The 25,232-nt window shown below is 71.8% G+C and carries 22 protein-coding genes; 12 read left to right on the top strand and 10 right to left on the bottom strand.

Features of this window, described 5'->3' with window-relative positions; genetic code table 11:
• Nucleotides 1-16 precede the first annotated feature (16 nt).
• The 3 genes from AB0E91_RS14895 (at nt 17) to AB0E91_RS14885 (ending at nt 2,535) form a co-directional block, all read left to right on the top strand.
• The gene (locus AB0E91_RS14895) at nt 17-1,138 is read left to right on the top strand and encodes an NAD(P)/FAD-dependent oxidoreductase (protein ID WP_361780525.1); all 1,122 of its coding nucleotides are present in this window, start codon (nt 17-19) and stop codon (nt 1,136-1,138) included.
• Nucleotides 1,139-1,257: 119 nt separating this feature from the next.
• The gene (locus AB0E91_RS14890; RefSeq protein ID WP_361781305.1) at nt 1,258-2,175 is read left to right on the top strand and encodes an NAD(P)-dependent oxidoreductase; all 918 of its coding nucleotides are present in this window, start codon (nt 1,258-1,260) and stop codon (nt 2,173-2,175) included.
• Nucleotides 2,176-2,259: 84 nt separating this feature from the next.
• Complete coding sequence (locus AB0E91_RS14885) at nt 2,260-2,535, top strand: DUF1876 domain-containing protein (RefSeq protein ID WP_161178637.1); 276 nt, start codon at nt 2,260-2,262, stop codon at nt 2,533-2,535.
• 370 nt (nt 2,536-2,905) lie between these two features.
• Here AB0E91_RS14885 and AB0E91_RS14880 read toward each other — a convergent pair whose 3' ends face one another.
• The 5 genes from AB0E91_RS14880 to AB0E91_RS14860 form a co-directional block, all read right to left on the bottom strand.
• Nucleotides 2,906-4,069, bottom strand: a complete 1,164-nt coding sequence (locus tag AB0E91_RS14880) for a serine hydrolase domain-containing protein (protein ID WP_361780521.1) — start codon at nt 4,067-4,069, stop codon at nt 2,906-2,908.
• A 97-nt stretch (nt 4,070-4,166) separates the two neighbouring features.
• On the bottom strand, nt 4,167-4,613 hold the full coding sequence (locus AB0E91_RS14875) for an organic hydroperoxide resistance protein (protein WP_361780518.1): 447 nt from the start codon (nt 4,611-4,613) through the stop codon (nt 4,167-4,169).
• Nucleotides 4,614-4,735: 122 nt separating this feature from the next.
• Nucleotides 4,736-5,497: an ABC transporter ATP-binding protein gene (locus AB0E91_RS14870; RefSeq protein WP_361780515.1), complete on the bottom strand. Its 762-nt coding sequence runs from the start codon at nt 5,495-5,497 to the stop codon at nt 4,736-4,738.
• A gap of 13 nt (nt 5,498-5,510) precedes the next feature.
• Nucleotides 5,511-6,272, bottom strand: coding sequence for a cobalt ECF transporter T component CbiQ (gene cbiQ / locus AB0E91_RS14865; protein WP_361780512.1), 762 nt, complete (start codon nt 6,270-6,272; stop codon nt 5,511-5,513).
• 1 nt (nt 6,273) lies between these two features.
• Nucleotides 6,274-7,302, bottom strand: a complete 1,029-nt coding sequence (locus AB0E91_RS14860) for an energy-coupling factor ABC transporter permease (RefSeq protein ID WP_361780509.1) — start codon at nt 7,300-7,302, stop codon at nt 6,274-6,276.
• A 164-nt stretch (nt 7,303-7,466) separates the two neighbouring features.
• Between AB0E91_RS14860 and AB0E91_RS14855 the strand changes: the two genes are divergently transcribed.
• The gene (locus AB0E91_RS14855; RefSeq protein ID WP_361780506.1) at nt 7,467-7,820 is read left to right on the top strand and encodes an SsgA family sporulation/cell division regulator; all 354 of its coding nucleotides are present in this window, start codon (nt 7,467-7,469) and stop codon (nt 7,818-7,820) included.
• 38 nt (nt 7,821-7,858) lie between these two features.
• Here AB0E91_RS14855 and AB0E91_RS14850 read toward each other — a convergent pair whose 3' ends face one another.
• The 3 genes from AB0E91_RS14850 to hchA all read right to left on the bottom strand — a co-directional run bounded on the left by AB0E91_RS14850 (nt 7,859) and on the right by hchA (nt 12,735).
• On the bottom strand, nt 7,859-9,520 hold the full coding sequence (locus AB0E91_RS14850) for a penicillin-binding transpeptidase domain-containing protein (RefSeq protein WP_361780503.1): 1,662 nt from the start codon (nt 9,518-9,520) through the stop codon (nt 7,859-7,861).
• A 97-nt stretch (nt 9,521-9,617) separates the two neighbouring features.
• Nucleotides 9,618-11,258 (bottom strand): penicillin-binding transpeptidase domain-containing protein, encoded by a 1,641-nt coding sequence (locus AB0E91_RS14845; RefSeq protein WP_361780500.1) that lies wholly within the window; start codon nt 11,256-11,258, stop codon nt 9,618-9,620.
• A 595-nt stretch (nt 11,259-11,853) separates the two neighbouring features.
• The gene (gene hchA / locus AB0E91_RS14840) at nt 11,854-12,735 is read right to left on the bottom strand and encodes a glyoxalase III HchA (protein ID WP_361780497.1); all 882 of its coding nucleotides are present in this window, start codon (nt 12,733-12,735) and stop codon (nt 11,854-11,856) included.
• A 337-nt stretch (nt 12,736-13,072) separates the two neighbouring features.
• On the opposite strand from hchA, the gene AB0E91_RS14835 reads away from it, so the two are divergent.
• Nucleotides 13,073-14,791: a GMC oxidoreductase gene (locus tag AB0E91_RS14835; RefSeq protein WP_361780494.1), complete on the top strand. Its 1,719-nt coding sequence runs from the start codon at nt 13,073-13,075 to the stop codon at nt 14,789-14,791.
• A gap of 43 nt (nt 14,792-14,834) precedes the next feature.
• Here AB0E91_RS14835 and AB0E91_RS14830 read toward each other — a convergent pair whose 3' ends face one another.
• Nucleotides 14,835-16,589: a phospholipid carrier-dependent glycosyltransferase gene (locus AB0E91_RS14830; RefSeq protein ID WP_361780491.1), complete on the bottom strand. Its 1,755-nt coding sequence runs from the start codon at nt 16,587-16,589 to the stop codon at nt 14,835-14,837.
• A gap of 105 nt (nt 16,590-16,694) precedes the next feature.
• On the opposite strand from AB0E91_RS14830, the gene rsmI reads away from it, so the two are divergent.
• From rsmI to AB0E91_RS14800, 6 genes are all read left to right on the top strand, one after another.
• Nucleotides 16,695-17,543, top strand: a complete 849-nt coding sequence (gene rsmI, locus AB0E91_RS14825; protein ID WP_361780488.1) for a 16S rRNA (cytidine(1402)-2'-O)-methyltransferase — start codon at nt 16,695-16,697, stop codon at nt 17,541-17,543.
• A 244-nt stretch (nt 17,544-17,787) separates the two neighbouring features.
• Nucleotides 17,788-18,180, top strand: coding sequence for a hypothetical protein (locus AB0E91_RS14820; RefSeq protein ID WP_361780485.1), 393 nt, complete (start codon nt 17,788-17,790; stop codon nt 18,178-18,180).
• Nucleotides 18,181-18,206: 26 nt separating this feature from the next.
• The gene (locus AB0E91_RS14815; protein WP_361780482.1) at nt 18,207-19,100 is read left to right on the top strand and encodes a TatD family hydrolase; all 894 of its coding nucleotides are present in this window, start codon (nt 18,207-18,209) and stop codon (nt 19,098-19,100) included.
• Between the two features lie 116 nt (nt 19,101-19,216).
• Nucleotides 19,217-20,629, top strand: coding sequence for a ubiquitin-like domain-containing protein (locus AB0E91_RS14810; protein ID WP_361780478.1), 1,413 nt, complete (start codon nt 19,217-19,219; stop codon nt 20,627-20,629).
• An 82-nt stretch (nt 20,630-20,711) separates the two neighbouring features.
• Nucleotides 20,712-21,581 (top strand): 16S rRNA (adenine(1518)-N(6)/adenine(1519)-N(6))-dimethyltransferase RsmA, encoded by an 870-nt coding sequence (gene rsmA, locus AB0E91_RS14805; protein ID WP_361780475.1) that lies wholly within the window; start codon nt 20,712-20,714, stop codon nt 21,579-21,581.
• Nucleotides 21,578-22,471, top strand: a complete 894-nt coding sequence (locus AB0E91_RS14800; protein ID WP_361780472.1) for a 4-(cytidine 5'-diphospho)-2-C-methyl-D-erythritol kinase — start codon at nt 21,578-21,580, stop codon at nt 22,469-22,471. Before rsmA ends, AB0E91_RS14800 begins: the two co-directional genes overlap by 4 nt.
• Nucleotides 22,472-22,474: 3 nt before the next feature.
• Here the strand turns inward: AB0E91_RS14800 and AB0E91_RS14795 are convergent, their stop codons facing one another.
• Nucleotides 22,475-23,092: a Uma2 family endonuclease gene (locus tag AB0E91_RS14795; protein ID WP_361780469.1), complete on the bottom strand. Its 618-nt coding sequence runs from the start codon at nt 23,090-23,092 to the stop codon at nt 22,475-22,477.
• A gap of 159 nt (nt 23,093-23,251) precedes the next feature.
• On the opposite strand from AB0E91_RS14795, the gene AB0E91_RS14790 reads away from it, so the two are divergent.
• On the top strand, nt 23,252-25,057 hold the full coding sequence (locus AB0E91_RS14790; RefSeq protein WP_361780466.1) for an ABC-F family ATP-binding cassette domain-containing protein: 1,806 nt from the start codon (nt 23,252-23,254) through the stop codon (nt 25,055-25,057).
• Nucleotides 25,058-25,232 lie beyond the last annotated feature (175 nt).

Here is a 25,232-nt window from a genome sequence, read left to right as displayed (position 1 = left end):
AGCGAGGAGACCACTCATGACCACACCTGTCACGATCATCGGAGCCGGACTCGGCGGGCTGACTCTGGCCCGGGTTCTGCACGTTCATGGCATAGCGTCCGTCGTCTACGAGGCGGAGTCGTCCCCGGCGGCGCGGCTGCAGGGCGGGATGCTCGACATCCATGATTACAACGGGCAACTGGCGCTTAAGGCTGCCGACTTGATGGAGGAGTTCCGGGCCATCGTCCTGGAGGGGCGGCAGGCGCTGCGGTTCGTCCAGCGGGACGGGACGGTGCTGCTGGAGAAGGGGGACGACGGGACGGGCGGGCGGCCCGAGGCGCAGCGCGGGGAGTTGCGGCGGATGTTGCTCGACGCGCTGCCGGACGGCACCGTGCGCTGGGGGCACAAGGTCACCGGGGTGCGTGCGCTCGGCGGCGGACGTCATGAGGTGAGCTTCGAGGGCGGGACCTCCGTCACGACGGACCTCCTCGTCGGAGCGGACGGCGCCTGGTCGCGCGTACGGCCGCTGCTGTCCGACGCCACACCCGCGTACGTCGGCGAAGCCTTCGTCGAGACCTACCTGTACGACGTCGAGACCCGGCACCCCGCCGTCGCGAAGACGGTCGGCGGCGGCTCGTTCGGCGTGTTCGACCCGGAGCGGGACGGGCAAGGCATCATGGCGCACCGGGAGAGCGGCGAGACCGTTCACACCTACGTGACGCTCACCAGGTCGCTGGACTGGTTCGCCGGCATCGACTTCGGCGACGGCGCCTCGGCCACCGCGCGGATCGCGGCCGAGTTCGACGGCTGGGCACCGGAGCACACCGCCCTCATCACCGAGTCCGACACCGCCCCCGTCCTGCGCCCCCACTACGCGCTGCCCGGGGGACACCGCTGGGACCGCGTCCCCGGTGTGACCCTCGTCGGTGACGCCGCCCACCTCACCGCCCCCAACGGCGAGGGCGCCAACCTCGCCATGCAGGACGGCGCCGATCTCGGCGAGGCCATCGCCGCGCACCCCGGCGACCCCGAGGCTGCGCTCGCCGCGTACGAGCGGGTGCTGTTCCCGCGCAGCGCCGAGGCCGCCGCCGCTGCCGCCCACAAGCCCACCGCCGAGGAACTGGTCGCCTTCTTCGACCAGGAGCGGCAGACCGGCTGAGGGCACGGGGGTTCAGTCGCGGGCGGTTCGGTCGCGGCCGGTTGAGTCGTGGTCGGCTGCGCGGTGGCTGCGGGCAGGATGGGCATCGGGGCATGATCGATGAGACCCCTATGACCTCGATGAACAAGGAGAGCCGTCGTATGTCCGCGACCGCGCAGCCCACCGTCGCCGTCCTCGGCACCGGCATCATGGGCGCCGCCATGGCCCGCAACCTCGCCCGCGCCGGGCTCGGCGTCCGCGCCTGGAACCGCACGCGGGCCAAGGCCGAGCCGCTCGCCGCGGACGGGGTACGGGTCACCGGCGCGCCCGCCGAGGCCGTCGACGGCGCCGATGTGGTCCTGACCATGCTGTACGACGGCGGGACCGTCCTGGACGTCATGCGCGAGGCCGTACCCGCGCTGCGCCCCGGCACCGTGTGGGCGCAGTGCACCACCGCCGGGACCGAACTCGCCGGTGAACTCGCCGCGTTCGCCCGCGAACACGGGCTGCTTTTTTACGACGCCCCCGTCCTCGGCACCCGCGAACCCGCCGAGGCCGGGGCGCTCACCGTCCTCGCGGCCGGGCCCGAGGAGGGCCGGGCCACGCTCGCGCCGGTCTTCGACGCGGTCGGCTCCAGGACCGTGTGGACCGGCGAGGACGGCGCGGAGGCGAGCGCCAGCCGGCTCAAGCTCGTCGCCAACGACTGGGTCCTCGCCGTCACCGCCGCCACCGGCGAGGTGCTGGCGCTCGCGCAGGCCCTCGGCGTCGACCCGCAGTCCTTCTTCTCGCTGATCGAGGGCGGGCCGCTGGACATGGGCTACCTGCGGGCCAAGAGCGCGCTCGTGCTCGACGGCAGGCTGACCCCGGCCTCCTTCGCCGTCACCACCGCCGAGAAGGACGCCCGGCTGATCCTGGCGGCGGCCGAGCGTGGGGGTGTACGGCTCGATCTCGCCGAGGCGACCGCCGAGCGTTTCGCCCGGGCCGCCGCGCAGGGGCATGGGGCCGAGGACATGGCCGCCGCTTACTTCGCCAGCTTCAAGGAGAAGGCGGGGGAGTGAGCGGGGACGCCCTGCGGCCTCCGACATGAGATTCGCCGCGCGCTGTCGCACCCTGGAAGCAGAGATTTTCCGGAGGTGGTCGTCATGATGCACACCACTGTGGGCTGGCACGTCGAGCTGGAGTTCATGGAGGACGAACAGCACACGCGCGCGGTGGCCATGGTGCGCCTGCCCGACGGCAGTGAGCTGCGCGCCCACGGGCACGCGACCCGGCACCAGGTCGACAACAATCAGCCGAGGGTCGGCGAGGAGATAGCGGGCGCCCGAGCCCTCAACGAACTCGCCATGCGCCTGCTGACCAAGGCGCACGAGGAGATCGACGAGGATTCCGGGCGCATCTCGCATCCGATCCACGTGTGAGGGCGGCCGGCGGCGGGGGCGTTGTTCCGTCCTTCGGCCGGTGGTCGCTTCCGTCGCGCCCTCGTGCGTCGTGGTGCGGGGCCGCGGCGGGGGGTGTCCGTCCTCGGTCCGGCGCGCTGTGTCCTGAAGAGGTCCCACGTGTTTTCGCCGGCCGCTGCGGGCGGACACCCCCCGCCACGTCCCCTCCCCGCCGTCTGCGGCCATCCGGTGCGTCGGGGCCGACGTCTGCTCGGTCCTCGCCGTCGGCAGCTCCGGGCCGTGTCGTACGGCTCGGTCACCGTGTCCTACGGCCCGGTCGGCGGCGGTACATCAAGCTGCCGCGGGGCGTGCGGGTGCGGCGTCCCCGGGGCTCGGCGCGCAGTGCCCCGCCTCAGGCGCGCAGCGCTCCCCGTACCGCCCGTACCAGCGCCTGTGCCCTCGGGTCCGCCGTCACGCCCGGCTGGAAGCCGTTGGTGACGTAGCCGAAGGCGATGCCCGACTCCGGGTCGGCGAAGCCGAGGGCGCCGCCTCGGCCGGGGTGGCCGAAGGAGCCGGGGGAGAGGAGGGGGGAGGCGGGGCCGTGGAGCATGGGGCCCAGGCCGAAGCGGGTGTTCACCATGAGGACCCGGTCCGGGCCGGACGAGTGTTCCGTGCGGGCCAGTTCCATGGTGGACGGGGTGAACAGGCGTACTCCGCCGTCCACTTCGCCGATCAGTGAGGCGTACACCCGGGCCAGGCCGTCCGCCGTCGCGATGCCGTTGGAGGCGGGCAGGGTGGCGGCGCGGTAGGCGGGGGCGTTCTCGTCCGGGAGCGGGGTGATCGCGGCGAAGGCGCGGCGGGTGAGGGAGTCCGGGTCGGCGTAGGCGTCGGCTACGGCCTTCTTGGGGCGGGTGCGCAGGGCGCCCTCGATGTGTGGCGGCTCCACCGGGCCGACTCGGCCTACCCGTGACTGTTCCCGCTCGGGCAGGCCCAGCCACAGGCCCGCGCCGACCGGTCCGGTGATCTCGTCCGCGATCCACTCGCCCGCAGGGCGCCCGGTGATCCGCCGGATCAGCTCGCCGGTGAGCCAGCTGAAGGTCTGCGCGTGGTAGCCGTGCGCGGTGCCCGGCTCCCATGCCGGGGCCTGTGCGGCCACGGCCGCCGCGCCCAGGTCCGGGTCTGCGGCCTGTTCGGGGGTGAGCGGGCGGTCGAGTACGGGCACGCCCGCGCGGTGCGCCAGCAGGTGCCGTACGAGGGTGTGCTCCTTGCCGTTCGCCTTGTACTCGGGCCAGTACGTGCCCACCGGCGCGTCCAGGTCCAGTTCGCCGCGCTGGTGCAGCAGCAGGAGCGCGGCGGATACGACACCCTTGGTCGCGGAGCGGACGACCTGCGCCGTCTCCTCCTGCCAGGGTTCCGTCCCGTCCACGTCCCGGGTGCCCGCCCACAGCTGGACGACCCGCCGGCCGTGCCGGTAGACGGTGACGGCCGCGCCGCGCTCCCCGAGCCGCGCGAAGTTCGCCGCGAACGCCTCCTCGACCGCTTCGAAACCCTCGGCCACCGTGCCGTTCACGTTCACTTCCCCACCGGATCCCTTCACTGGCTTGCGCTCATGAGTGAAACACGGCGGCGCCGCCTTGGATTCCTCGGTGGGCGACGGATTCGGGAGGCGAAGGTCAGCCCAGCACGATCGACACGTCTACGTTCCCGCGCGTCGCGTTCGAGTACGGGCACACCTCGTGCGCCGCGTCCACCAGCCGGGCCGCGACCTCCTGGTCGAGGATCGGCAGGGAGACGCTGAGAGCGACCGCGAGGCCGTAGCCGCGCCGCTGGTTGGGGCCGATGCCGACCTTGGCGGCGACCGTGGAGCCGGTGAGGTCGTAGCCCGCACGGTTGCCGACCATGATCAGGGCGTTGTGGAAGCAGGAGCTGTAGCCCGCCGCGAACAGCTGCTCCGGGTTGGTTCCGTCGCCGGTGCCACCGAGCGCGGGCGGCATCGCGACCTTCAGTTGGATCTGGCCGTCCTGGCTGGTCACATAGCCGTCGCGGCCACCATGGGCGGTGGCCTCGGCCACGTACATGATCTTCGTCGGACGGTTCTCGACAGCGCTGGTGTCGGTCATGGCCTGCCTCCCCCGGAACCAGTGGCACACAAGTGCATTGTGCACAAGGTACTGCCCGGTACGACACCGGACACCACCCAGGGTCCGTGACCGTGGGTAACGGTGCCGGGGGCCCCGCCCGCTCACGCTCCCGTCGGCACCGCCCCCGGGTCGAACCCGAACGGCAGCTCCAGTCGATGTGCCCGCATCAGTGTGTCGTCGCCGAGCAGGGTGGCGGTCGGGCCGTCCGCCGCGATCACGCCGGCGCTGAGGATCAGGGAGCGGGGGCACAGCTCCAGGGCGTAGGGCAGGTCGTGGGTGACCATGAGGACGGTGACGTCCAACGAGCGGAGGATGTCGGCGAGTTCGCGCCGGGAGGCCGGGTCCAGGTTGGAGGACGGCTCGTCCAGGACGAGGATCTCCGGCTCCATCGCGAGTACGGTCGCGACCGCCACCCGGCGCCGCTGGCCGAACGAGAGGTGGTGCGGGGGGCGGTCCGCGAAGTCCGCCATGCCGACCCGGTCCAGCGCGCCGCGCACCCGTTCTTCCAGCGCGGCGCCCTTGAGTCCGGCCGCCGCCGGTCCGAAGGCCACGTCCTCCCGTACGGTCGGCATGAACAGCTGGTCGTCGGGGTCCTGGAAGACGATGCCGACCCGCTGCCGGATCTCGCCCATGTGCCGCTTGCCGACCGGCAGCCCGGCCACGGTCACCGTGCCGGTGCCGCCGCCCAGGATGCCGTTCAGATGCAGCACGAGCGTCGTCTTGCCCGCGCCGTTCGGGCCGAGCAGCGCGACCCGCTCACCGCGCGCGATCGAGAAGTCGACCCCGAACAGTGCCTGATGGCCGTCGGGATAGGCGAAGGCGAGGCCGGAGACCTCGAGCGAAGCAGTACTCACACCGTTCATCCCAGCACACCCCTCACAGCGCCCACCCCACCAGGCAGACCACCAGCGCGGTCGCCGGGAGGGTCAGGGCGTACGACCACTGGGTGCGGGACGCGGTGATCTCGTCGATGACCGGCATGGTGCCGGAGTAGCCGCGGCTCATCATGGCGAGGTGGACGCGTTCGCCGCGTTCGTAGGAGCGGATGAACAGGGCGCCCGCCGACTTGGCGAGTACGCCCCAGTGCCGTACGCCCCGCGCCTCGAAGCCGCGTGACTCGCGGGCGATGCGCATGCGGCGCATCTCGTCGGTGACGACGTCGCCGTAGCGGATCATGAAGGAGGCGATCTGGACGAGCAGCGGGGGCAGCTTGAGCCGCTGGAGGCCGAGCAGCAGCTCGCGCAGGTCGGTGGTGGCCGCGAGGAGGACGGAGGCGGCGACGCCGAGGGTGCCCTTGGCGAGCACGTTCCAGGCGCCCCACAGGCCGTCCACGCTCAGCGAGAGGCCGAGCCAGTGCACCCGCGCGCCCTCGGCCACGAACGGCATGAGCACCGCGAACGCCACGAACGGCACCTCGATGAGCAGCCGCCGCAGCAGGAACCCGGCGGGCACGCGCGCGCGGTGTGCGACGCAGGCCAGCAGCGCGGCGTACACCCCGAACGCCCACATCGCCTCGCGCGGGGTGGCGACCACCACGACGACGAAGGCGAGCGTGGCGGCGAGCTTGGTGTGCGGGGGCAGGGCGTGCACGGGGGAGTGGCCGTGCCGGTAGAGGCGGTGGGCGTGTCCGGCGCCCATGTCAGGCCTCCGCCGGGACGGAGCGGCGCCTGCGCACCGCCCAGAAGACCGCGCTGCCCGCCACGACCGTGACGCCGACGCCGATCACGCCCGCGAGTCCGCCGGACAGCCGCGCGTCGGACACGTCCTTGACGCCGTAGTCCGCGAGCGGGGAGTCGGCGGAGGCGTGCCGCTCGGCCTTCTGGTCGATGCCCTGGTCGTGCGCGACCTTCTCCAGGCCGTCGGGGTTGGCGGAGGCGTAGAAGCTGACGAAACCGGCGAGGACCAGGGAGGTGGCCAGGCCGGTGATCCACAGGGTGCGCCGGGAGGTTCGCGCGGCCACCGGAGTGGGAGCGGGCGCGTCCACCAGCTCGCCGTTGACCCGCAGCTGGAGCCGCTGCCGCAGTCCGCGCGCGCCGTAGACCAGGTCGGGGCGTACGGCGACGACGGCGCCCACGGTGAGCGCGGTGATCACGGCCTCGCCGATGCCGATCAGCACATGGACGCCGATCATCGCGGTGGCGACCTTGCCGAGGGAGACGTTCGTGGTGCCGCCGATCGCGTAGATCAGCGTGAAGACCACGGCGGCGGCCGGTACGGAGACCAGCGCGGCGACGAAGGACGCGGCGGTGACCGAGCGCCGGGTGCGCGGCAGCAGCGCGAGCAGCCCGCGGAAGACGGCGTACGACACGACGGTGGTCGTGATCGCCATGTCGGTGATGTTCACGCCGAGCGCGGTCAGCCCGCCGTCCGCGAACAGCACGCCCTGCATGAGCAGCACGACCGACACACAGAGCACGGCCGTATAGGGGCCGACGAGTATCGCGGCGAGCGCGCCGCCGAGGAGGTGGCCGCTTGTTCCGGCCGCGACGGGGAAGTTGAGCATCTGTACGGCGAAGATGAACGCCGCGACCAGCCCGGCCAGCGGTGCGGCGCGCTCCTCGCCCAGTTCGCGGCGGGCACCGCGCAGGCTCACCGCGAGGGCGCCTGCGGCGACCACTCCGGTGACGGCGGAGGTCGGGGCGTCGATGAATCCGTCAGGTACATGCACAGGACGATTTTAGAGGCTTGTTGCGAACGCTTTGCAAGAGAGAGGGGGTCTCAGGTTTCCCGCCCCAGGCTTCCCGGGAGCGTAAATCGGAAAATATGGGACATTAGAGACGAGGCGGATGGACAGAGCCCCGGCGATGTCACCCCACGTGAGAGGGCGATCCGATGTCTGTAGTCGAGCAGTACGCACGCGCCCACATCGTGACGGACGAGACGGACGAGGACGAGCCGGCGGCCGTACCCGTCATGCTGACCTACGACCCCGACACCGACCCCTGGTCGATCAGCGTGGGCCTGCCCGGACCGCAGGAGTGGACCTTCTCTCGCGCGCTCCTGGAGGAAGGGCTCCGGGCCCCCGCCGAGAGCGGTGACGGGGACGTACGGGTCTGGCCGTGCGGGCGGGTCCAGGCGGTCGTGGAGTTCCACTCGCCGGAGGGCGTGGAGGTCGTGCAGTTCGACGTCAAGGCGCTCATGCGCTTCCTGCGCCGCACCTACACGGCCGAGCCCGTCCGCAGCTGATCTGCGAACGGGCCCGTTCCCTAGGTGAGTTGTGCGGGTCAGCTGCCGAGCTTCAGCAGGGTCGCGACGATCGGCCCGGCCGTGTCGCCGCCGTGGCCGCCCGCCTGGACCACGCCCGCCGAGGCGAGGTCGCCCCGGTAGGCGGAGAACCAGCCGTTGGGCTTGTCCTGGTTGTCCACCTCGGCCGAGCCCGTCTTCGCGCCGAAGTCCGGACCGAGCCCGGCCATCGCCTCGGCGGCGGTGCCGGAGGACGCGGTGAACTGCATCAGCTCACGCAGATCGGCCAGCGTCTTCGCGGACAGGGTGCGCGAGGCGGTGGCCAGCTTGCGGTTGTCCACCGAGGGCGCGACCAGGTACGGCTGGTGGAAGGTGCCCGTCTTCACGGTCGCCGCCACCGAGGCCATGTTCAGCGGGTTCATCCGCACCCCGCCCTGACCGATCAGCGAGGCCGCCATCGGGGCCGCCGACTGCACCGGCACCGAGCCGTCCAGCGTCGGCACACCGATCTGCCAGTTGTCCATGGAGAGACCGAAGACCTGCTGTGCCTGCTTGGTCAGGTCGTCGTTCTTCAGCTTGGGCGCCTGACTGATGAAGGCGGTGTTGCAGGAGCGGCCGAAGCTCGCCTTGAAGGTGCCGTCCTTGATCTCGAAGTCGTCGTCGTTGTGGAACGTCCAGCCGCCGTACGAGAACGTCTTCGGGCACGGGTGCTTCTTGTCCGGCGACGCCAGGCCCTTCTCGATCAGCAGCGAGGAGGTGATGATCTTCATGGTGGAGCCGGGCGCCAGCGAGCCCTGGAACGCGGTGTTGAAGCCGTGCCCGCTGTTGGCGACCGCGAGGATCTCACCGGTCGAGGCGCGCAGGGCGACCACCGAGGCCTTCTCCTGCTTGTCCACCTGCTTCTCGGCCGCCGCCTGGAGGGCGGGGCTCAGCGTGGTCTTCACCGTGCCCGGCGTGCCCTCGCTGAGCGCCACCAGCGTCTTGTCGGACAGCCCGGCCTTCCCGGACGCCGCGCCGCGCACCACGCGCAGCTCCACGCCCGCCTTGCCGCCCGCCTGCTTGCCGTACTTCTCGCGCAGACCGTCCAGCACCGTGCCCAGCGAGGGGTACTTGGCGGTCGTCAGCTCGCCGCCGGCGCGGTCCAGCGCCTTGATCGGCGGGGTGCCGGCCGTGCCGGTGACGAGCTTGTCGCCGTCCTTCAGGTCCGGATGGACGATGGACGGCTGCCAGTCCACCAGCGCCACGCCGTCGGACGCGCGGCGCACCACGGTCAGCGAACTGTCGTACGCCAGCGGCTTGTCGACGCCCTCGAAGGAGACGGTCGCCTTCACGGAGAACGGCACCTTCGTGCCCGCGCGCGGTCCCGCGGTGAGCGTGACGTCCTTCAGATGGGCGTCCGCGGCGTAGCCGGTGAGCAGGGCGGTGGCGGCGGGGGCGTCGTCGGTGACGGCCGCGGCCGCGCTCGGCGTCCCCTGCTGCCATGCCGTCAGGAAGCGGGTGGCGGCCGTCTGCACCTCCAGGGCGCTCGGCGGGCCCGTCTTCACGGCCTTGTGGTCCGACAGCGTCCGGTTGTCGGCCGACGCACCGCCCCCGAACAGCGCGTAGAGGCCGAAGCCCGCGCCGCCGACGACGACGGCGATCATCCCGCCGAGTACGGCGGGTCTGGTCTTCGGCCGCTCGGCGGCACGCCTTCTCTTGCCCACAGTCCCAAGTCCTCCGCGCTCTCCCCAGGGTCCCCGCAGCCCTCACACGTCCCCGACGTCGGCAACCACACTAGAGTCCCCGCGCGTGAGGCTGCGCTCAGCCCATGCTCCGTAGCACTCTTGCGACAATCGGACCGGAGGCGTCGATGCCATGGCCGCCGTCCTCGGTGACCGCCGCGGCGGCCACGTCATTGCGGTAGCCGGTGAACCAGCTGTTGGACTTCGTCTGGCTGTCCACCTCGGCGGAGCCGGTCTTGGCGCCGATGACGCCGGTCAGCCCGGCCATCACGCCCTGCGCGGTGCCGGAGCGGGCGGTGCGGTTCATCATCTCGCGCAACTGCCGGGACGTGGCGGCGGACAGGCCCCGGGCGGTGGCCGGCGTGCGGCCGTCCAGGCTCAGCGGCACGATCACCGGCTGGCGGAAGACACCGGTCATCGCGGTCGCGGTCACCGAGGCCATGTTCAGCGGGCTCATCTGCACCTGGCCCTGGCCGATCAGCCCGGCCGCCGTGTCGGGGCCGCTCGGCGCGGGCACCCGGCCGTCGAAGGACGGGACGCCGATCTTCCAGTCGTCGCGCCCGATCCCGAACCGCTGGGCGGCCTCGTTGGTCAGCCAGTCCGGCTCCACGGCCTTCGCGAACTTCACGAAGGCCGTGTTGCAGGAACGGGCGAAGCTCTCGGAGAGGGTGGCGTGCTCATTGGGCGTCATATGAGCGAGGTTGGTGAAGGTCTGGCTCTGCCAGACGGCGCTGGGCGGGCAGGGTGCCGGGCCGTTCGCCGTGGTCAGACCATGGTCGATGAGGGTCGCGGCGCTGACGATCTTCATGGTGGAGCCGGGCGCCAGTTCCCCGAGGAAGGCCGCGTTGAAGCCGTCGTCGCGGTGGTTGGCGACCGCCAGGATCTCGCCCGTGCTCGGCTTGATGGCCACCACCGAGGAGTTGGCGTAGTTGCCGACCGCCGACTCGGCTGCCGCCTGCGCGGTCGCGCTGAGGGTGGTCCTGAGCTTGCCGGTCCGGCCCTTCACCAGCGTCATCAGCGTGGTGTCGGCGGCCGCGTCCCCGCCCGTCGGGTCCTGGTGACGGATCACCAGTTCCACACCGCCCTGCCCCCCGGCCTTGTCCCCGTACCGTTGGCGCAGTTCGTCGAGGATCGGCCCGAGCGAGGGGTACTTCTCCCGGGTCAGCACCTTGCCGTTGCGGTCCACGGCCTCGACCTGCGGGGTGGCGGCCGCCTCGATGGTCAGCGTGTCCCCCTTCTCCAGCCGGGGGTAGACCACCGAGGGGTCCCAGTCGACCAGCGGCCGGTGCGAGGTCACCCCGCGCACCACGGTCAACTTGCTGGTGTACCCGATCGGTTCGGACTTCTCGCCGTACGACACCTTCGCCGTCACCTTGAACGGCACGGTGGTGCCCTCGGCCTTGCCGGGGGTGATGCGGACGTCGGTGATGTGTGCGTCGTCGCCGTACGCCGTCAGCAACTGCTGGGCTTCCTCGGGGAAGTTGGTGTACGTGGCCGCCTGCGCGGGCTGGTTCTGCGTCCAGGCGGCGAAGAACGCCTTGGTGGTCTCGGCCACTTCGTCCCGGTCGGGCGGGCCGGTCTTCACCTCGGGGGCGCTGCTGCCGCCCGCGCCGCCCACCCCGCCGAGCGCGGAGGCGACGTTGTACATCCCGTAGCCTGCGCCGCCCAGCATCGCGGCGCAGACCCCGCTGACGACGGCGATCTTGACCTTCCTGCCCATGACGTGTCCCTCCCCAGCCCCGTGTCCCCGTGGTTGCGACCGTTGCGCCCCATGTGCTGAACGCGTTCAAAAATCGGTGCGGGGGAACTGTATGCGCTTGTGAGCTTCCGGTGACGGGAGTTGTCGATTGTTGACCGAATGGAGATGTTGCGCGACTGCCTGCCGTGGCGCGTGGGTGTTCGTCGTGACGCAAGGGCGTCCCCGCCGGGTCACGCGGGGTGAGTCCGGCCCGGACGCGCGGGGTGAGTCCGGCCGAGGTCGGACCGGCCGGACCCACCGGGGCCCCCGGCCGCCGGCCCGGCTCCGGGGTGCGTTCCGGAGCCGGGCCTCAAGGCGCGGGGGCCGTGCGGGAGGCTCTCCCCCTGGGGCCTCCGAGGAGAGAGACAACCCCAACCGGCCCCCCTCGCTCAAGCGTCCGGCGCCCGGGCCGACGGGGGGTTCGTCCTGGTTTGCCGGTGGCGGGCGCCGGGGTGTTCGACTGGCGCGTTCGGATGGCGAATGGAGAAACCGCAGGCGGGAGACGTGTGGGGGTGGCGAAACCTGGCGTATGGGCGGGTACCGCCGGTCTTCCCGGGCTCCGTCCCGCGCCGCTCTCTCAGCCCTCGTCGCGTGTCGCCTCCACCAGCGCGTCCGCCGCGAGCAGGCCGAGGGCGTTGGAGGCGAGCGGGCTGTCGCCGGTGAGGAGTCTGCGGTCCTGGTGGACCTGGCCGGTCATCCTGTCGTTGATGACGTTCAGGCCCTGCTCCCGCAGCAGTCCGGCGACCAGCCAGTTCAGCCGTCCGGGCAGATAGCCGATCTCCAGGTTGGGTCCTTCGTCGAGCGCGTCCGGGAAGACGCACACCGAGTAGCCCTTGAACGGCGACTCCGTCTTGCCCAGGGAGGCCGCCAACAGGGCCGCGGGGCCATGGCACAGGGTGATGACGTGCTTGTCGTTCGCCAGGGCCCAGTCCAGCGTCCGCGTCACGTCCTCGCTCCTCGGCAGCCCCACCACGGCCCCGTGGCCGCCGGGGATGAAGACCGCGATGTACGGCGAGTCCTCACCCAGATCGTTCGCGACGACGTCCGCGAGGTCCAGCGGGTTCTTGAGCTTCGGCTTGAGCGCCTCGTAGGTGGACATGACGGCCGCGTCCTCTTCCGGCAGCGCCCACAGTTCCAGCTTCGCCGGGTAACCGCCCACGGTGGCCACGTCGATGTCGAAACCGGCCTCCATCAGATGGTGCGCGGGCAGCAGCATCTCCACGGGATGGTTTCCCGTGGAGAACATCTTGCCGTTCTGCAGCAGAACGTAGCGTTCCGCCGAGGCGATCATCAGGACCTTTTTGTCACCGGAATAGGCGTCCTTGTGCTTCACACCGTCGAAGTCGGTCTTCTTCGAGGTGTATTGACTCAGTGAATACGGGGACGGGAAATAGGCGTTGTCCTCGGCCCGGTCCGGAGTCGGTTCCTTGCTCAGCTCGCCGGAAGCCGTTGCCATCATGGTCACAACCTTTGTGTCGGTGATGGTTCGAGGTACTCCTCGCCCAGGCTAACGCGCGCGAACAGGCTTGTCAGAGGCGACGCGAGGCAGTGGGTGGCGAGCTTCTTCCCGCAGGTGCACAGTGGTCGGGAGGAGGAGTCGTATGTCTCGGCAACCGCTTGAAACTTCCCAGGAATTCGACTTCGTCGTGGTCGGCTCGGGCGCCGGAGGCGGTCCGTTGGCCGCCGAGCTGGCCCTGGCAGGGCATCGCGTTCTGGTACTCGAAGCAGGTGACGACCACGCGTGTCCGTACTATTCCATTCCGATCATGCAGGCTTTCGCCAGTGAAGATCCGGACATGGCGTGGAGCTTTTTCGTACGGCACTGGGACGACACGGAGGAGCAGCGCGAGGACCGGAAATTCGTCGACGCGGAGAACGGCGTTCTCTATCCGCGGGGCAGTTCCCTCGGCGGCAGCACGACGGTGAACGCGCTCATCACCCTCTTCCCGCAGGGCAAGGAGTGGGAGCGGCTGGTGGAACTGACCGGCGACACCGGCTGGTCCACCGAGGCCATGCGCGAGCGGTTCCGGCGCCTGGAGCACTGGCAGGGCCAGGACGCCGAGCCGCTCCCCGGTGAGACGCCCGCCGAGCGGGACGCCAAGGCCCGCCACGGCACGGACGGTTGGCTCGGCACGACCCGGGCCGCACCGAGCCTGGCGGGACGGGAGCCGAAGTTCCTCGACATCATCGGCGCCGTGGAGCAGACCGCCCGCGACCGCTTCCACATCCCCGACGACGTCCCGCTGCCCCGCGACCCGAACGCCGCCGACACCCCGCTCGACTTCCAGGGCATGGGGTTCGTCCCGACCGCCGTGGACGACGGCGTCCGCAACGGCTCCCGCGAACGGCTGCTCGACGTGCGACGGCGGGTCGGGGACCGGCTGACGATCAGAACGAACGCGCTGGTGACCCGGGTGCTCTTCGACGGCGACCGGGCCGTGGGCGTCGCCTACCGGGAGCAGCACCGGGCGTACGGCGCCTCGTCGCACGAGACCTGCCGTCTCGACCCCGACCCCGTCGACCTGACCGAGGACGAGAGCACCGAGGGGATCGCGTACGCCACCAAGGAGGTCGTCCTCGCGGGCGGCACCTACAACACCCCGCAGCTGCTCATGCTGTCCGGCATCGGCCCCGGCGAGCAACTGGAACGCCTCGGCATCCCGGTGCGCGTCGACGCCCCCGGCGTGGGACGCAACCTCCACGACCGCTACGAGGCATCCGTGGTCGCCGAACTCGATCACGACTACGCCCTGTTCGACGGCGTTTCGCTGAACGTCCCCACCGCCGGCGAGCCCCGCGACGCCCTGATCGGCGAGTGGGACGACGACCACGGCGGGCCCTACTCGACCAACGGGCTGCTGGCGACGATCATCGCCGAGTCCAGCGTCGCCGACGGCGAGTCCGACCTCATGCTGCTGGTGCTGCCCGTCGACTTCCACGGCTACTACCCCGGATACGCGGAGGACGGTTCGCACGCGCGCGACCGGCTGGCCGTGGTCGTGCTCAAGGGCCACACCAAGAACCGGGGCGGAGTGGTGAGCCTGCGCTCCGCCGACCCCGCCGAGCCGCCGGACATCCGGTTCCACTACTTCTCCGAGGGCACCCCCGGCTGGCAGGAGGACCTGCGCGGCATGGTCGACGGGATCGAGATCGCCCGCGACGTGATCGCCCACGCGGCCGACGTCGGTGTCGCCCGCGAGCTGGTCCCGGGGCCGGAGGTCCGCACCACCGATCAGCTGGAGAAGTGGATCCGCACCCAGTCCTGGGGCCACCACGCCTGCGGCACCGCGAAGATCGGTGCCGACGGCGACCCCTTCGCGGTGCTCGACGGCGACTTCCGGGTGCGCGGCGTTCGGGGACTGCGGGTCGTCGACGCCTCCGTCTTCCCCGACATCCCGGGCCTGTTCATCGCCGTCGCCGTGTACCTGATCAGCGAGAAGGCCGCCGAGACGCTGCTCGTGGAATACCCGGCCCAGGAAACGGTCACGGCCCGGCGGGGGTCCGCCGGGCCGTGAACGAGAGGCCGTGAACGAGAGGCCGTGACCGAGGACGGCCGGGCTACACCCAGGTGTCCAGCCACATCCGCGACCGCCACTCGTCCAGCGGGATCGCGGTCCCCGTGAACAGCGGCCAGAAGTAGATGAAGTTCCAGGCGATCAGCAGCACCAGGACGCCCGCGCCCGTCGCGCCCACCACGCGGCGGGTGTCGGTGGAGTTCGCCGGGCCGATGATCGCGCCGATCATCATCGCCACCGCGAGACACAGGAACGGCACGAAGACGACCGCGTAGAAGAGGAAGATCGTCCGCTCCTGGTACATGAACCAGGGCAGATACCCGGCCGCGATGCCGCAGGCGATGGCACCGGCGCGCCAGTCGCGGCGGAAGATCCACCGCCACAGGACGTAGAGGATCGCCGCGCAGCCCGCCCACCAGAGTGCCGGGGTGCCGATGGCCAGCACCTCGCGGGCGCACTTGCCGGCCGTGTCCGCCGGGCAGCCGTCGACGCCGGGGGCGGGGGACTCGTAGAAGTACGACACCGGGCGGCCCAGCACGATCCAGCTCCACGGGTTGGACTGGTAGGTGTGCGGGGACGACAGGTGGACGTGGAACTCGTAGACCTCGTGCTCGTAGTGCCACAGGCTGCGCAGCCAGTCCGGCAGGAAGGTCCAGGAGCCGCCCTTGCCCGAGGTCGCGGCCCAGTCGCGGAAGTAGCCGCCGGTGCCGTCCGTGGGGGAGAGGATCCAGCCGATCCAGGACGCCAGGTAGACGGCGATCGCCACCGGGACCGTCGCGAGGAACGTGATACCGGTGTCGTACCGCAGCACCGCCTCGTACGGGTGCCGGGCGCCCGCGACCTTGCGCGCGCCCACGTCCCACAGCAGCGCCAGCACGCAGAACGCGGCCAGGATGTACAGGCCGTTCCACTTGGTGCCGAAGGCCAGGCCCAGCATCAGACCCGCCCCCCAGCGCCAGGGGCGCCAGCCGAAGCGGAAGCGGTCCGCGACCTCGGCGTCCGGGCGGGCGAGGCCGTCCGGGCCCACCGGGAGCGCGGCCGCGAGTTTCGCCCGTGAGCGGTCCCGGTCGAGGATCAGACAGCCGAACGCCGCCAGCACGAAGAACATCAGCACGCCGTCGAGCAGCGAGGTCCGGCTCATCACGAAGTGCAGGCCGTCCAGCGCCATCAGCAGGCCCGCCAGACAGCCCAGGAACGTCGAGCGGAAGATCCGCCGCCCGATCCGGCACAGCATCAGCACGCTCAGGGTGCCGAGCACCGCGGTCATGAAACGCCAGCCGAACGGGTCGAACCCGAAGAGCAGCTCGCCGAGACCGATCACGTACTTGCCGACCGGCGGATGCACGACGTACGCCGCGTCCAGCGGGATGCCGAGATGGCCGTGCGTCTGGAGGACCGCGTCGTTGGCGTTCTTGTCCCAGTTGACCTCGAAGCCCCGGTGGACGAGGGCCCACGCGTCCTTCGCGTAGTACGTCTCGTCGAATATCACCGCCCGCGGCCGGCCCAGGTTCCAGAAGCGCAGCACGCCCGCGAGGAGCGTCACGAGCAGCGGGCCGCCCCACGCCGACCAGCGGGTGATCCGGTCCGCGAGCAGCGGGGGCGCGCCCAGCACCTGCCACAGGCGCGGCGAGGGCTCGGCGTACGGCGGCACCAGCCGGTCCCGTACGTCGTCTCCTCCCGGCGTGCCTCCCGCGGGTGCGTAGCCGAATCGGCGCAGCCGCTGCTGCCAGGAGGGCCGCTCGTCGTCGGGCGGCGCCTGGCCCTGCCGGAGGTCCGTGGAGGACGCGGTACTGGTCACCGCGCCATGGTAGGGAAACGCGCTGTGGGAGTCCCGTGCATGTGCGGTACCGATTGGGACGCGATCGTTTTCCGTCCGCCCCCGGGGCCCTGGGAGGATGGGGGCGTGACTGGAACCCTTGTCCTCGCAGGTACCCCCATCGGCGACGTCGCGGACGCCCCGCCCCGGCTGGCCGAGGAGCTGGCGGGCGCCGACGTGATCGCCGCCGAGGACACGCGCCGGATGCGCCGCCTCACCCAGGCCCTGGGGGTGACACCGCGCGGGCGCGTCGTGTCGTACTTCGAGGGCAACGAGTCCGCGCGCACCCCCGAGCTGGTCGAGGAGCTGCTCGGCGGGGCCCGGGTGCTGCTCGTCACGGACGCCGGGATGCCCTCGGTCTCCGACCCCGGCTACCGGCTGGTCGCGGCGGCCGTCGAGAAGGACGTCAAGGTCACCGCGGTGCCCGGCCCGTCCGCCGTCCTCACCGCGCTCGCCCTCTCCGGCCTGCCCGTCGACCGCTTCTGCTTCGAGGGCTTCCTGCCCCGCAAGGCGGGCGAACGGCTCTCCCGACTCCGCGAGGTCGAGAGCGAGCGCCGCACCCTCGTCTACTTCGAGGCCCCCCACCGCCTCGACGACACCCTCGCCGCGATGTCCGAGGTCTTCGGCCCCGACCGCCGCGCCGCCGTGTGCCGCGAGCTGACCAAGACCTACGAGGAGGTCAAGCGCGGGGGCCTGGCCGACCTCGCCGCCTGGGCCGCCGACGGCGTCCGCGGCGAGATCACCGTGGTCGTCGAGGGCGCCCCCGAACCCGGCCCCGAGGAACTCGACGCCACCGAACTCGTCCGCCGCGTCCGCGTCCGCGAGGAGGCCGGGGAACGCCGCAAGGAGGCGATCGCGGCCGTGGCCGCCGAGGCGGGCCTGCCGAAGCGCGTGGTGTTCGACGCGGTGGTGGCGTCGAAGAAGTCGGAGGGCTGAGGCGCACCCGTCCCTCTCCGGTGTGCCGGAGGTGCGCCCCATGGGCGGGCAAAAGGGGCGGGGCCCAGGCAAAGGGCTGACCCCTGTCGCGGGGGCGTTTCGGCAAGCGCGGGCCAAAACGGGTCCAACACTCGGCAGGACGGATGCGCTCGCCCACGGTCCGGCGTCCACTGGTCGCAGGGACCACCTCGTCCCTCGCCCCCGAAACCCGGGGGCGCTTGTCCGGCGGACAAGAGGAGCGGGCATGAGCGAGATCGCAGGACCGGTCGGCCTCCGGGCGACGACCACCGCCGTTGTTCACGAGTCGTATTCCTTCGCCTGCATGAGCTGCGGGCACGGCTGGGAGCAGTCGTACGAGATAGCCCACCACACCGACACCGAGGGCCACGAGTGCGTCCGTTACGTGGCGGACGGCCGTGTCGTGCCGTCCCCGCTGAGCCGCCCGGCCTGCCAGAACTGCGACGGACGCGTGGTGCGGATCATGCGCGCCGGGCAGGTGTCGTCGGTACGGGTCGCGGCCGGACCGCCCCGGCCGCAACACGCCGTACGACCCGTCGCCGCGCCGCCCCCGCAGGCCGAGCCGCACCACTGGCACCTCTCCGACCTGCTGCATCCCTTCCAGCGCCGGGCGAGCTGAGCGCGGGTTTTCCGTAGGATCGGCACATGCCTTCGAACGCCGGTCCCGCCCAGGACGACAAGCACGCGGCCCCGCCGCTCCCGGCACCCCTGGCGGTGCCCGTGGCCGACTCGCACACCCACCTCGACATGCAGTCCGGAACCGTCGAGGAGGGGCTGGCGAAGGCCGCGTCCGTGGGGGTGACGACCGTCGTCCAGGTCGGCTGCGACCTCGCGGGCTCCCGCTGGGCCGCCGAGACGGCCGCCGTGTACGACAACGTCCACGCGGCCGTCGCCCTTCACCCGAACGAGGCCCCGCGCATCGTCCACGGCGACCCCGACGGTTGGTCGAGGCAGGGCGCGCGCATCGCGGGCGGCGACGCCGCGCTGGACGACGCCCTCGCCGAGATCGACCGCCTCGCCGCGCTCCCGCAGGTCAAGGGCGTGGGCGAGACCGGCCTCGACTACTTCCGCACCGGTCCGGAGGGCAAGGAGGCCCAGGAGCGCTCCTTCCGCGCCCACATCGAGATCGCCAAGCGGCACGGCAAGGCCCTCGTCATCCACGACCGTGACGCCCACGCCGACGTCCTGCGCGTCCTCAAGGAGGAGGGCGCCCCCGAGCGCACCGTCTTCCACTGCTACTCCGGCGACGCGGACATGGCGGAGATCTGCGCCCGCGAGGGCTACTACATGTCCTTCGCGGGCAACGTCACCTTCAAGAACGCCCAGAACCTCCGGGACGCCCTCGCCGTGGCCCCACGGGAACTGGTCCTGGTCGAGACCGACGCGCCCTTCCTGACCCCGGCGCCGTACCGCGGCCGCCCCAACGCGCCGTACCTGATCCCGGTCACCGTGCGCGCCATGGCCGCCGTACGCGGCACCGACGAGGACACCCTCGCCACCGCGCTCGCCGCGAACACGGCGCGCGCCTTCGGGTACTGAGCGCCCGTTCGAGACGCGACGGACCGTAGTCGCGTCGCTTTGGAGAGTGACGCCCGCTCCGCTAGGTTCTGGGGGCCCGATCCGGACCCCCCTGGCCTCCTGGAGCGTGTGTCGGCGTGACCAAGTCGCAGTACGACGTGACCAAGTCGCCGTACGAGACGTACGGCCCCGTGGGTCCGCATGGCACCCACGGCCCCATCGCGCGCACCGTGCCCGACCCCGGCGGCCTGCACAGCGCGCGGACCCTGCCGTACGACCTGCCCGGCGGCCGGGACACCTACCGGCCCGCCTACGAGGCCGAGGCGTACCTCGCCACCGAGCCCGCGCTGCCGGTGCCGAGACCGGCGCCGGACGTGTACGACGTACCGGAGGGCGCGTCGGGCGGACGGGCCGCGCGGCGCCGGGCCCGGGGCCGTTCCCGGTCCGGCGAGCGCCCCGAGTCCGCCGTACGCAGACTCGTACCGCAGGCCCTCGTCGTCGCCTTCCTCGCGGGCGGGACCAGCGCGTTCGTCGCCGAGGACCGGTCCGTCGAGCTGACCGTGGACGGCGGCCACCGCACCCTGCACACCTTCGCCGACGACGTGACCGAGCTGCTGGAGGAGGAGGGCGTCCGACTCGGCCGGCACGACGTCGTCGCCCCCGCCCCCGGCACCCCGCTGACCGACGGCGACGAGATCACCGTCCGCCACGCCCGCCCCCTGAGGCTCACCATCGACGGCGAGCGGCGCACGGTGTGGACGACCGCCGGCACCGTGGAGGAGGCGCTCCGGCAGTTCGGGGTGCGCGCGGAGGGCGCGTACCTCTCCGTCTCCCGCTCCCAGCCCATCGGACGGGCCGGGCTCCGCTTCGACGTACGCACCGAGCGCACCCTCACCATCGTCGCGGACGGCCGCAGCCGCACCGTCCGCACCAACGCCGCCACCGTCGGGCAGGCGCTGGAGGAGGCCGGGGTCGCCCTGCACGGCGAGGACACCACCTCCGTACCCGCCGCGAGCTTCCCCCGCGACGGGCAGACGGTCACCGTGCTCCGCGTGACCGGCACCCGCGAGGTCCGCGAGGAACCCATCGCGTACACCGTGGAACGCACCGAGGACCCGAGCCTCTTCCAGGGCACCGAGATCGTCGACCGGCAGGGCAGCCCCGGTCTGCGCCGGATCACCTATCTGGTGCGCACCGTCAACGGCGTACGGCAGCGGCCCCGCCTGGAGGGCTCCGAGGTGGTGCGCGAGCCGCGCCGCGGGAAGGTCCGGTACGGCACCCGGCAGCGCCCCGCCTCCGTGGGCGGCGCGGACCACCTGAACTGGCACGCCCTCGCCGTCTGCGAGTCCGGCGGCCGCCCCGACGCCGTCGACCCCTCGGGCACCTACGGCGGCCTCTACCAGTTCGACGCCCCCACCTGGCACAGCCTCGGCGGCCACGGCCGCCCCCAGGACGCCCCGGCCGAGGAGCAGACGTACCGTGCGAAGAGGCTCTACCAGCGCAGCGGGGCCAGTCCCTGGCCGCACTGCGGGGGGCGGCTGCGGGGGTGAGCGGGTACTTTCGCGGGGCCCTGCCGCGCCGTCCTGCCGTCCGCCGGGCGGGAGGCGCCCCGTCGCCCCGTACCCTTGTTCCGTGAGTAGCCCCACCCCCGACGCCCTGCTCGGACCCGCCGACATCCGCGAACTGGCGGCAGTGCTCGGCGTGCGGCCCACCAAGCAGCGCGGCCAGAACTTCGTGATCGACGCCAACACGGTCCGCCGTATCGTCCGCACCGCCGGGGTACGCCCCGACGACGTGGTGGTCGAGGTGGGGCCGGGTCTCGGCTCCCTCACCCTCGCCCTGCTGGAGGCCGCCGACCGGGTCACCGCCGTCGAGATCGATGACGTGCTGGCCGCCGCGCTGCCCGCGACCATCGCCGCCCGGATGCCCGGGCGCGCCGACCGGTTCGCGCTGGTCCACTCCGACGCGATGCTCGTCGACGAGTTGCCGGGCCCGCCGCCCACCGCGCTCGTCGCCAACCTGCCCTACAACGTCGCCGTCCCCGTGCTGCTGCACATGCTCGCCACCTTCCCGAGCATCGAGCGCACCCTGGTGATGGTCCAGTCCGAGGTCGCCGACCGGCTCGCCGCCGCGCCCGGCTCCAAGGTGTACGGCGTGCCCTCGGTGAAGGCCAACTGGTACGCCGAGGTCAAGCGGGCCGGTGCCATTGGGCGCAACGTCTTCTGGCCCGCGCCGAACGTGGACAGCGGGCTCGTCTCGCTGGTCCGCCGCACCGAGCCGGTGAAGACCACCGCCACCAGGGAGCAGGTCTTCGCGGTCGTGGACGCGGCCTTCGCGCAGCGCCGCAAGACCCTGCGCGCCGCGCTGGCCGGCTGGGCCGGTTCGGCCGTCGCCGCCGAGGCCGCCCTCGTCGCGGCCGGGGTCTCCCCGCAGGCGCGCGGCGAGGCGCTGACGGTCGAGGAGTTCGCCCGGATCGCGGAGCACAAGGGGGCCGGCGCGTGAGCGTCACGGTACGGGTACCGGCCAAGGTGAACGTCCAGCTCGCGGTCGGCGCCGCCCGGCCCGACGGCTTCCACGACCTCGCCAACGTCTTCCTCGCGGTCGGCCTCTACGACGAGGTCACCGTGACCCCCGCCGACGAGCTCCGGATCACCTGCGAGGGCCCGGACGCCGCGTCGGTCCCGCTGGACCGCACCAACCTGGCCGCCCGCGCGGCCGTCGCCCTCGCCGAGCGCCGGGGCATCGAACCGGCCGTCCACATCCACATCGCCAAGGACATCCCGGTCGCGGGCGGCATGGCGGGCGGCAGCGCGGACGGCGCGGGTGCGCTGGTCGCCTGCGACGCGCTGTGGCGCACGGGGGCGTCCCTGCCGGAACTCCTGGACATCTGCGCCGAGCTGGGCAGCGACGTGCCCTTCAGCCTGGTCGGCGGCGCCGCCCTGGGCCTCGGCCGCGGCGAACGCCTCACCCCGCTCGACATCGGCGGCGGCTTCCACTGGGTCTTCGCGATGGCGGAGCGCGGCCTGTCCACCCCGGCGGTCTTCCGCGAGTTCGACCGCCTGGCCGAGGGCCGCGACATCCCCGAACCCGTCGCCTCCCCGGACCTCCTGGACGCCCTCGCCAAGGGCGACCCCGACGCCCTGGCGGCCACCCTCTCGAACGACCTCCAACCGGCGGCGCTCTCCCTCTACCCGGAACTCGCCGCCACCCTGGCAGCGGGCCACGCGGCCGGCGCCCTGGCCACGCTGGTCTCCGGCTCGGGCCCGACGACGGCCTTCCTGACGCGGGACGCGGAGTCGGCGGCGAAGGTCGCGGAGGCGCTGCTGACCTCCGGCACGTGCAGGACGGTACGGGTGGCGTCCGGTCCTGCGCCGGGGGCGTTGGTGGTCTGAGACTCAGCGCCGGCCGATGGCGGACAGGTCGATGCCGATCGGGTAGGGCTTGTCGACCTTGAGGTTGTCCCGATGCAGGCCCATGTGCACGTAGGACTTGGTGAGCGGGTCGATCTCGTACACGTGGACGAGGGGGGCGCCCGTGGGGCCGTCCTGCTCGACACGCCAGAAGGTCGGGATACCGGCGGCGGCGTACTTGTGCGGTTTGGTCGTACGATCGCGGGACCCGGACTCGGGGGAGACGACCTCTACGGCGAGCAGGACGTCCTGAGCCTGAAACCGGGTCTGGTCCAGCCCGGTCACTGCATCGGCGCGGACCACACACACATCGGGTTCAGGGACGTTGCGGTCGTCGAGGACGACGGCCATCTCCCGTTCGACGCTGACCTCCTGGGGGAGAACCGCGCGTAGTCCGTCGAACAGCAGGTTGATCGCAAGGTAATGAAAACGACGCTGCGGACTCACGAAAACCAGGCTCCCGTCGATCAGCTCGGTGTGCGGCGGGAGATTGGGCAGCGTGAACAGGTCGTCCACGGTGTAGCCGTCCTGCGGCGGCACCGGCCATCGCGGCGTCGGTTCGGCGACGGCCTCTGCGGCGTCGGAGATCGGCTCGGCAGTCATGGTTCCTCCCATAGGGCAAGATCCTGCAGCTGCCCTTCCACCGTAGCCGCCGAATCCCGATCACGTCATCACAAAGGGTGACCGACCCCTCGCGCCCCGTCCCCCTCCCTGCAGGCCCTACGCTTGAAGGCTGATCCGCCCCGCGCGCACAGGAGTGAAATGGCCGTCAACCTGGTCAATGTCGAGAACGTCAGCAAGGTCTACGGCACGCGTGCCCTGCTGGACGGTGTCTCGCTCGGTGTGTCGGAGGGGGACCGGATCGGGGTCGTCGGGCGGAACGGGGACGGGAAGACGACGCTGATCCGGATGCTCGCGCGGCTGGAGGAGGCCGACAGCGGGCGGGTGACGCATTCCGGGGGGCTGCGGCTCGGCGTGCTGACGCAGCACGACTCGCTCGATCCGGCGGCGACCGTCCGGCACGAGGTCATCGGGGACATGGCCGATCACGAGTGGGCGGGCAACGCCAAGGTCAGGGACGTGCTGACCGGGCTGTTCGGCGGGCTCGACCTGCCCGGGTTCCCCAAGGGGCTCGACACGGTCATCGGGCCGCTCTCCGGTGGTGAGCGGCGCCGTATCGCGCTGGCGAAGCTGCTCATCGAGGAGCAGGAGCTCATCGTCCTGGACGAGCCCACCAACCACCTCGACGTCGAGGGCATCTCCTGGCTCGCCCGGCATCTGCGCGAGCGCCGCTCGGCGCTGGTGTGCGTGACCCACGACCGGTGGTTCCTGGACCAGGTCTGCACCCGCATGTGGGACGTGCAGCGCGGTGACGTGTACGAGTACGAGGGCGGCTACTCCGACTACGTCTTCGCCCGCGCGGAGCGCGAGCGCATCGCCGCCACCGAGGAGGCCAAGCGGCAGAACCTGGTCAGGAAGGAGCTGGCCTGGCTGCGGCGCGGTGCCCCGGCCCGTACCTCCAAGCCGCGCTTCCGCGTCGAGGCCGCCAACGAGCTGATCAAGGACGTGCCGCCGCCGCGCGACTCCAGCGAATTGATGAAGTTCGCCTCCTCCCGGCTCGGCAAGACCGTCTTCGACCTGGAGAACGTCTCCATCGAGGCCGGTCCCAAGCTGCTGCTCCAGCACGTCACCTGGCAGCTCGGCCCCGGCGACCGCATCGGCCTGGTCGGCGTCAACGGCGCGGGCAAGACCTCCCTGCTGCGCGCCATGGCCGAGTCCGCCCGCACCGAGGGCGAGGCGCAGCCCGCCGCCGGACGCATCGCCGTCGGCAGGACGGTCAAGCTGGCCTACCTCTCCCAGGAGGTCGCCGAACTCGACCCCAACACGCGGGTGTTGGAGGCCGTGCAGCAGGTGCGCGAGCGTGTCGACCTCGGCAAGGGCCGCGAGATGACGGCGGGCCAGCTGTGCGAGACCTTCGGCTTCAGCAAGGAGAAGCAGTGGACGCCGGTCGGCGACCTCTCCGGTGGTGAGCGCCGCCGCCTGCAGCTGCTGCGCCTCCTCATGGACGAGCCCAACGTCCTCTTCCTGGACGAGCCCACCAACGACCTCGACATCGAGACCCTGAACCAGCTGGAGGACGTCCTCGACGGCTGGCCCGGCTCGATGATCGTCATCTCCCACGACCGCTTCTTCGTCGAGCGCACCACCGACAAGGTGTTCGCCCTCCTCGGCGACGGCACGCTGCGGATGCTGCCGCGCGGCATCGACGAGTACCTGGAGCGGCGGCAGCGGATGGAGGAGGCGGTGGCCTCTTCCGCCCCCGCCCCGAAGACCGCCGCCATTCCCGAGCGCAGCGCCGCCGACCAGCGCGCCGCGAAGAAGGAACTCCAGAAGATCGAGCGCCAGTTGGACAAGATCTCCGAGAAGGAGACCAAGCTCCACGCGGCCATCGCGGAGAACGCCACGGACTTCGGCAAGGTGGCCGAACTCGACGCCCAGCTCCGGGGACTCGCCGACGAGCGCGAGGAACTGGAGATGCGCTGGCTGGAGTTGGCCGAGGACGCGTAACGGAGGCATTACGGGCCGGTCCTCCCTTGGGAACGCTTGGGAGGACCGGCTCTCGCGCGCTCCTGCGCCGTCGGCGGCGGGTGATAGAAAAGAGGCGTTCGGGGGAACGCCGCGCCGGCCTGCGGTCGGCCGTCAACCTCGGATCACCTGGCTAAAAATCAGTGGACGAGGGGGA

Source organism: Streptomyces sp. NPDC026659 (genome assembly GCF_040638245.1).
In the GTDB taxonomy this organism is placed as follows: Bacteria; Actinomycetota; Actinomycetes; order Streptomycetales; family Streptomycetaceae; genus Streptomyces.
Note: the sequence above shows the minus strand (reverse complement) of the source record. Positions and strands in the feature narration are given on the sequence as shown.

Excerpts from the sequence above, each read along its gene's own strand:
- AB0E91_RS14820 (WP_361780485.1), top strand. The coding sequence starts at position 17,788 with ATGAGCGAGATCGCAGGACCGGTCGGCCTCCGGGCGACGACCACCGCC.
- AB0E91_RS14790 (WP_361780466.1), top strand. The coding sequence starts at position 23,252 with ATGGCCGTCAACCTGGTCAATGTCGAGAACGTCAGCAAGGTCTACGGC.
- AB0E91_RS14885 (WP_161178637.1), top strand. The coding sequence starts at position 2,260 with ATGATGCACACCACTGTGGGCTGGCACGTCGAGCTGGAGTTCATGGAG.
- AB0E91_RS14855 (WP_361780506.1), top strand. The coding sequence starts at position 7,467 with ATGTCTGTAGTCGAGCAGTACGCACGCGCCCACATCGTGACGGACGAG.
- AB0E91_RS14870 (WP_361780515.1), bottom strand. The coding sequence starts at position 5,497 with ATGAACGGTGTGAGTACTGCTTCGCTCGAGGTCTCCGGCCTCGCCTTC.
- AB0E91_RS14875 (WP_361780518.1), bottom strand. The coding sequence starts at position 4,613 with ATGACCGACACCAGCGCTGTCGAGAACCGTCCGACGAAGATCATGTAC.
- AB0E91_RS14890 (WP_361781305.1), top strand. The coding sequence starts at position 1,258 with ATGAACAAGGAGAGCCGTCGTATGTCCGCGACCGCGCAGCCCACCGTC.
- AB0E91_RS14895 (WP_361780525.1), top strand. The coding sequence starts at position 17 with ATGACCACACCTGTCACGATCATCGGAGCCGGACTCGGCGGGCTGACT.
- hchA (WP_361780497.1), bottom strand. The coding sequence starts at position 12,735 with ATGATGGCAACGGCTTCCGGCGAGCTGAGCAAGGAACCGACTCCGGAC.
- AB0E91_RS14815 (WP_361780482.1), top strand. The coding sequence starts at position 18,207 with ATGCCTTCGAACGCCGGTCCCGCCCAGGACGACAAGCACGCGGCCCCG.
- cbiQ (WP_361780512.1), bottom strand. The coding sequence starts at position 6,272 with ATGGGCGCCGGACACGCCCACCGCCTCTACCGGCACGGCCACTCCCCC.
- AB0E91_RS14835 (WP_361780494.1), top strand. The coding sequence starts at position 13,073 with ATGGCGTGGAGCTTTTTCGTACGGCACTGGGACGACACGGAGGAGCAG.
- AB0E91_RS14795 (WP_361780469.1), bottom strand. The coding sequence starts at position 23,092 with ATGACTGCCGAGCCGATCTCCGACGCCGCAGAGGCCGTCGCCGAACCG.
- AB0E91_RS14845 (WP_361780500.1), bottom strand. The coding sequence starts at position 11,258 with ATGGGCAGGAAGGTCAAGATCGCCGTCGTCAGCGGGGTCTGCGCCGCG.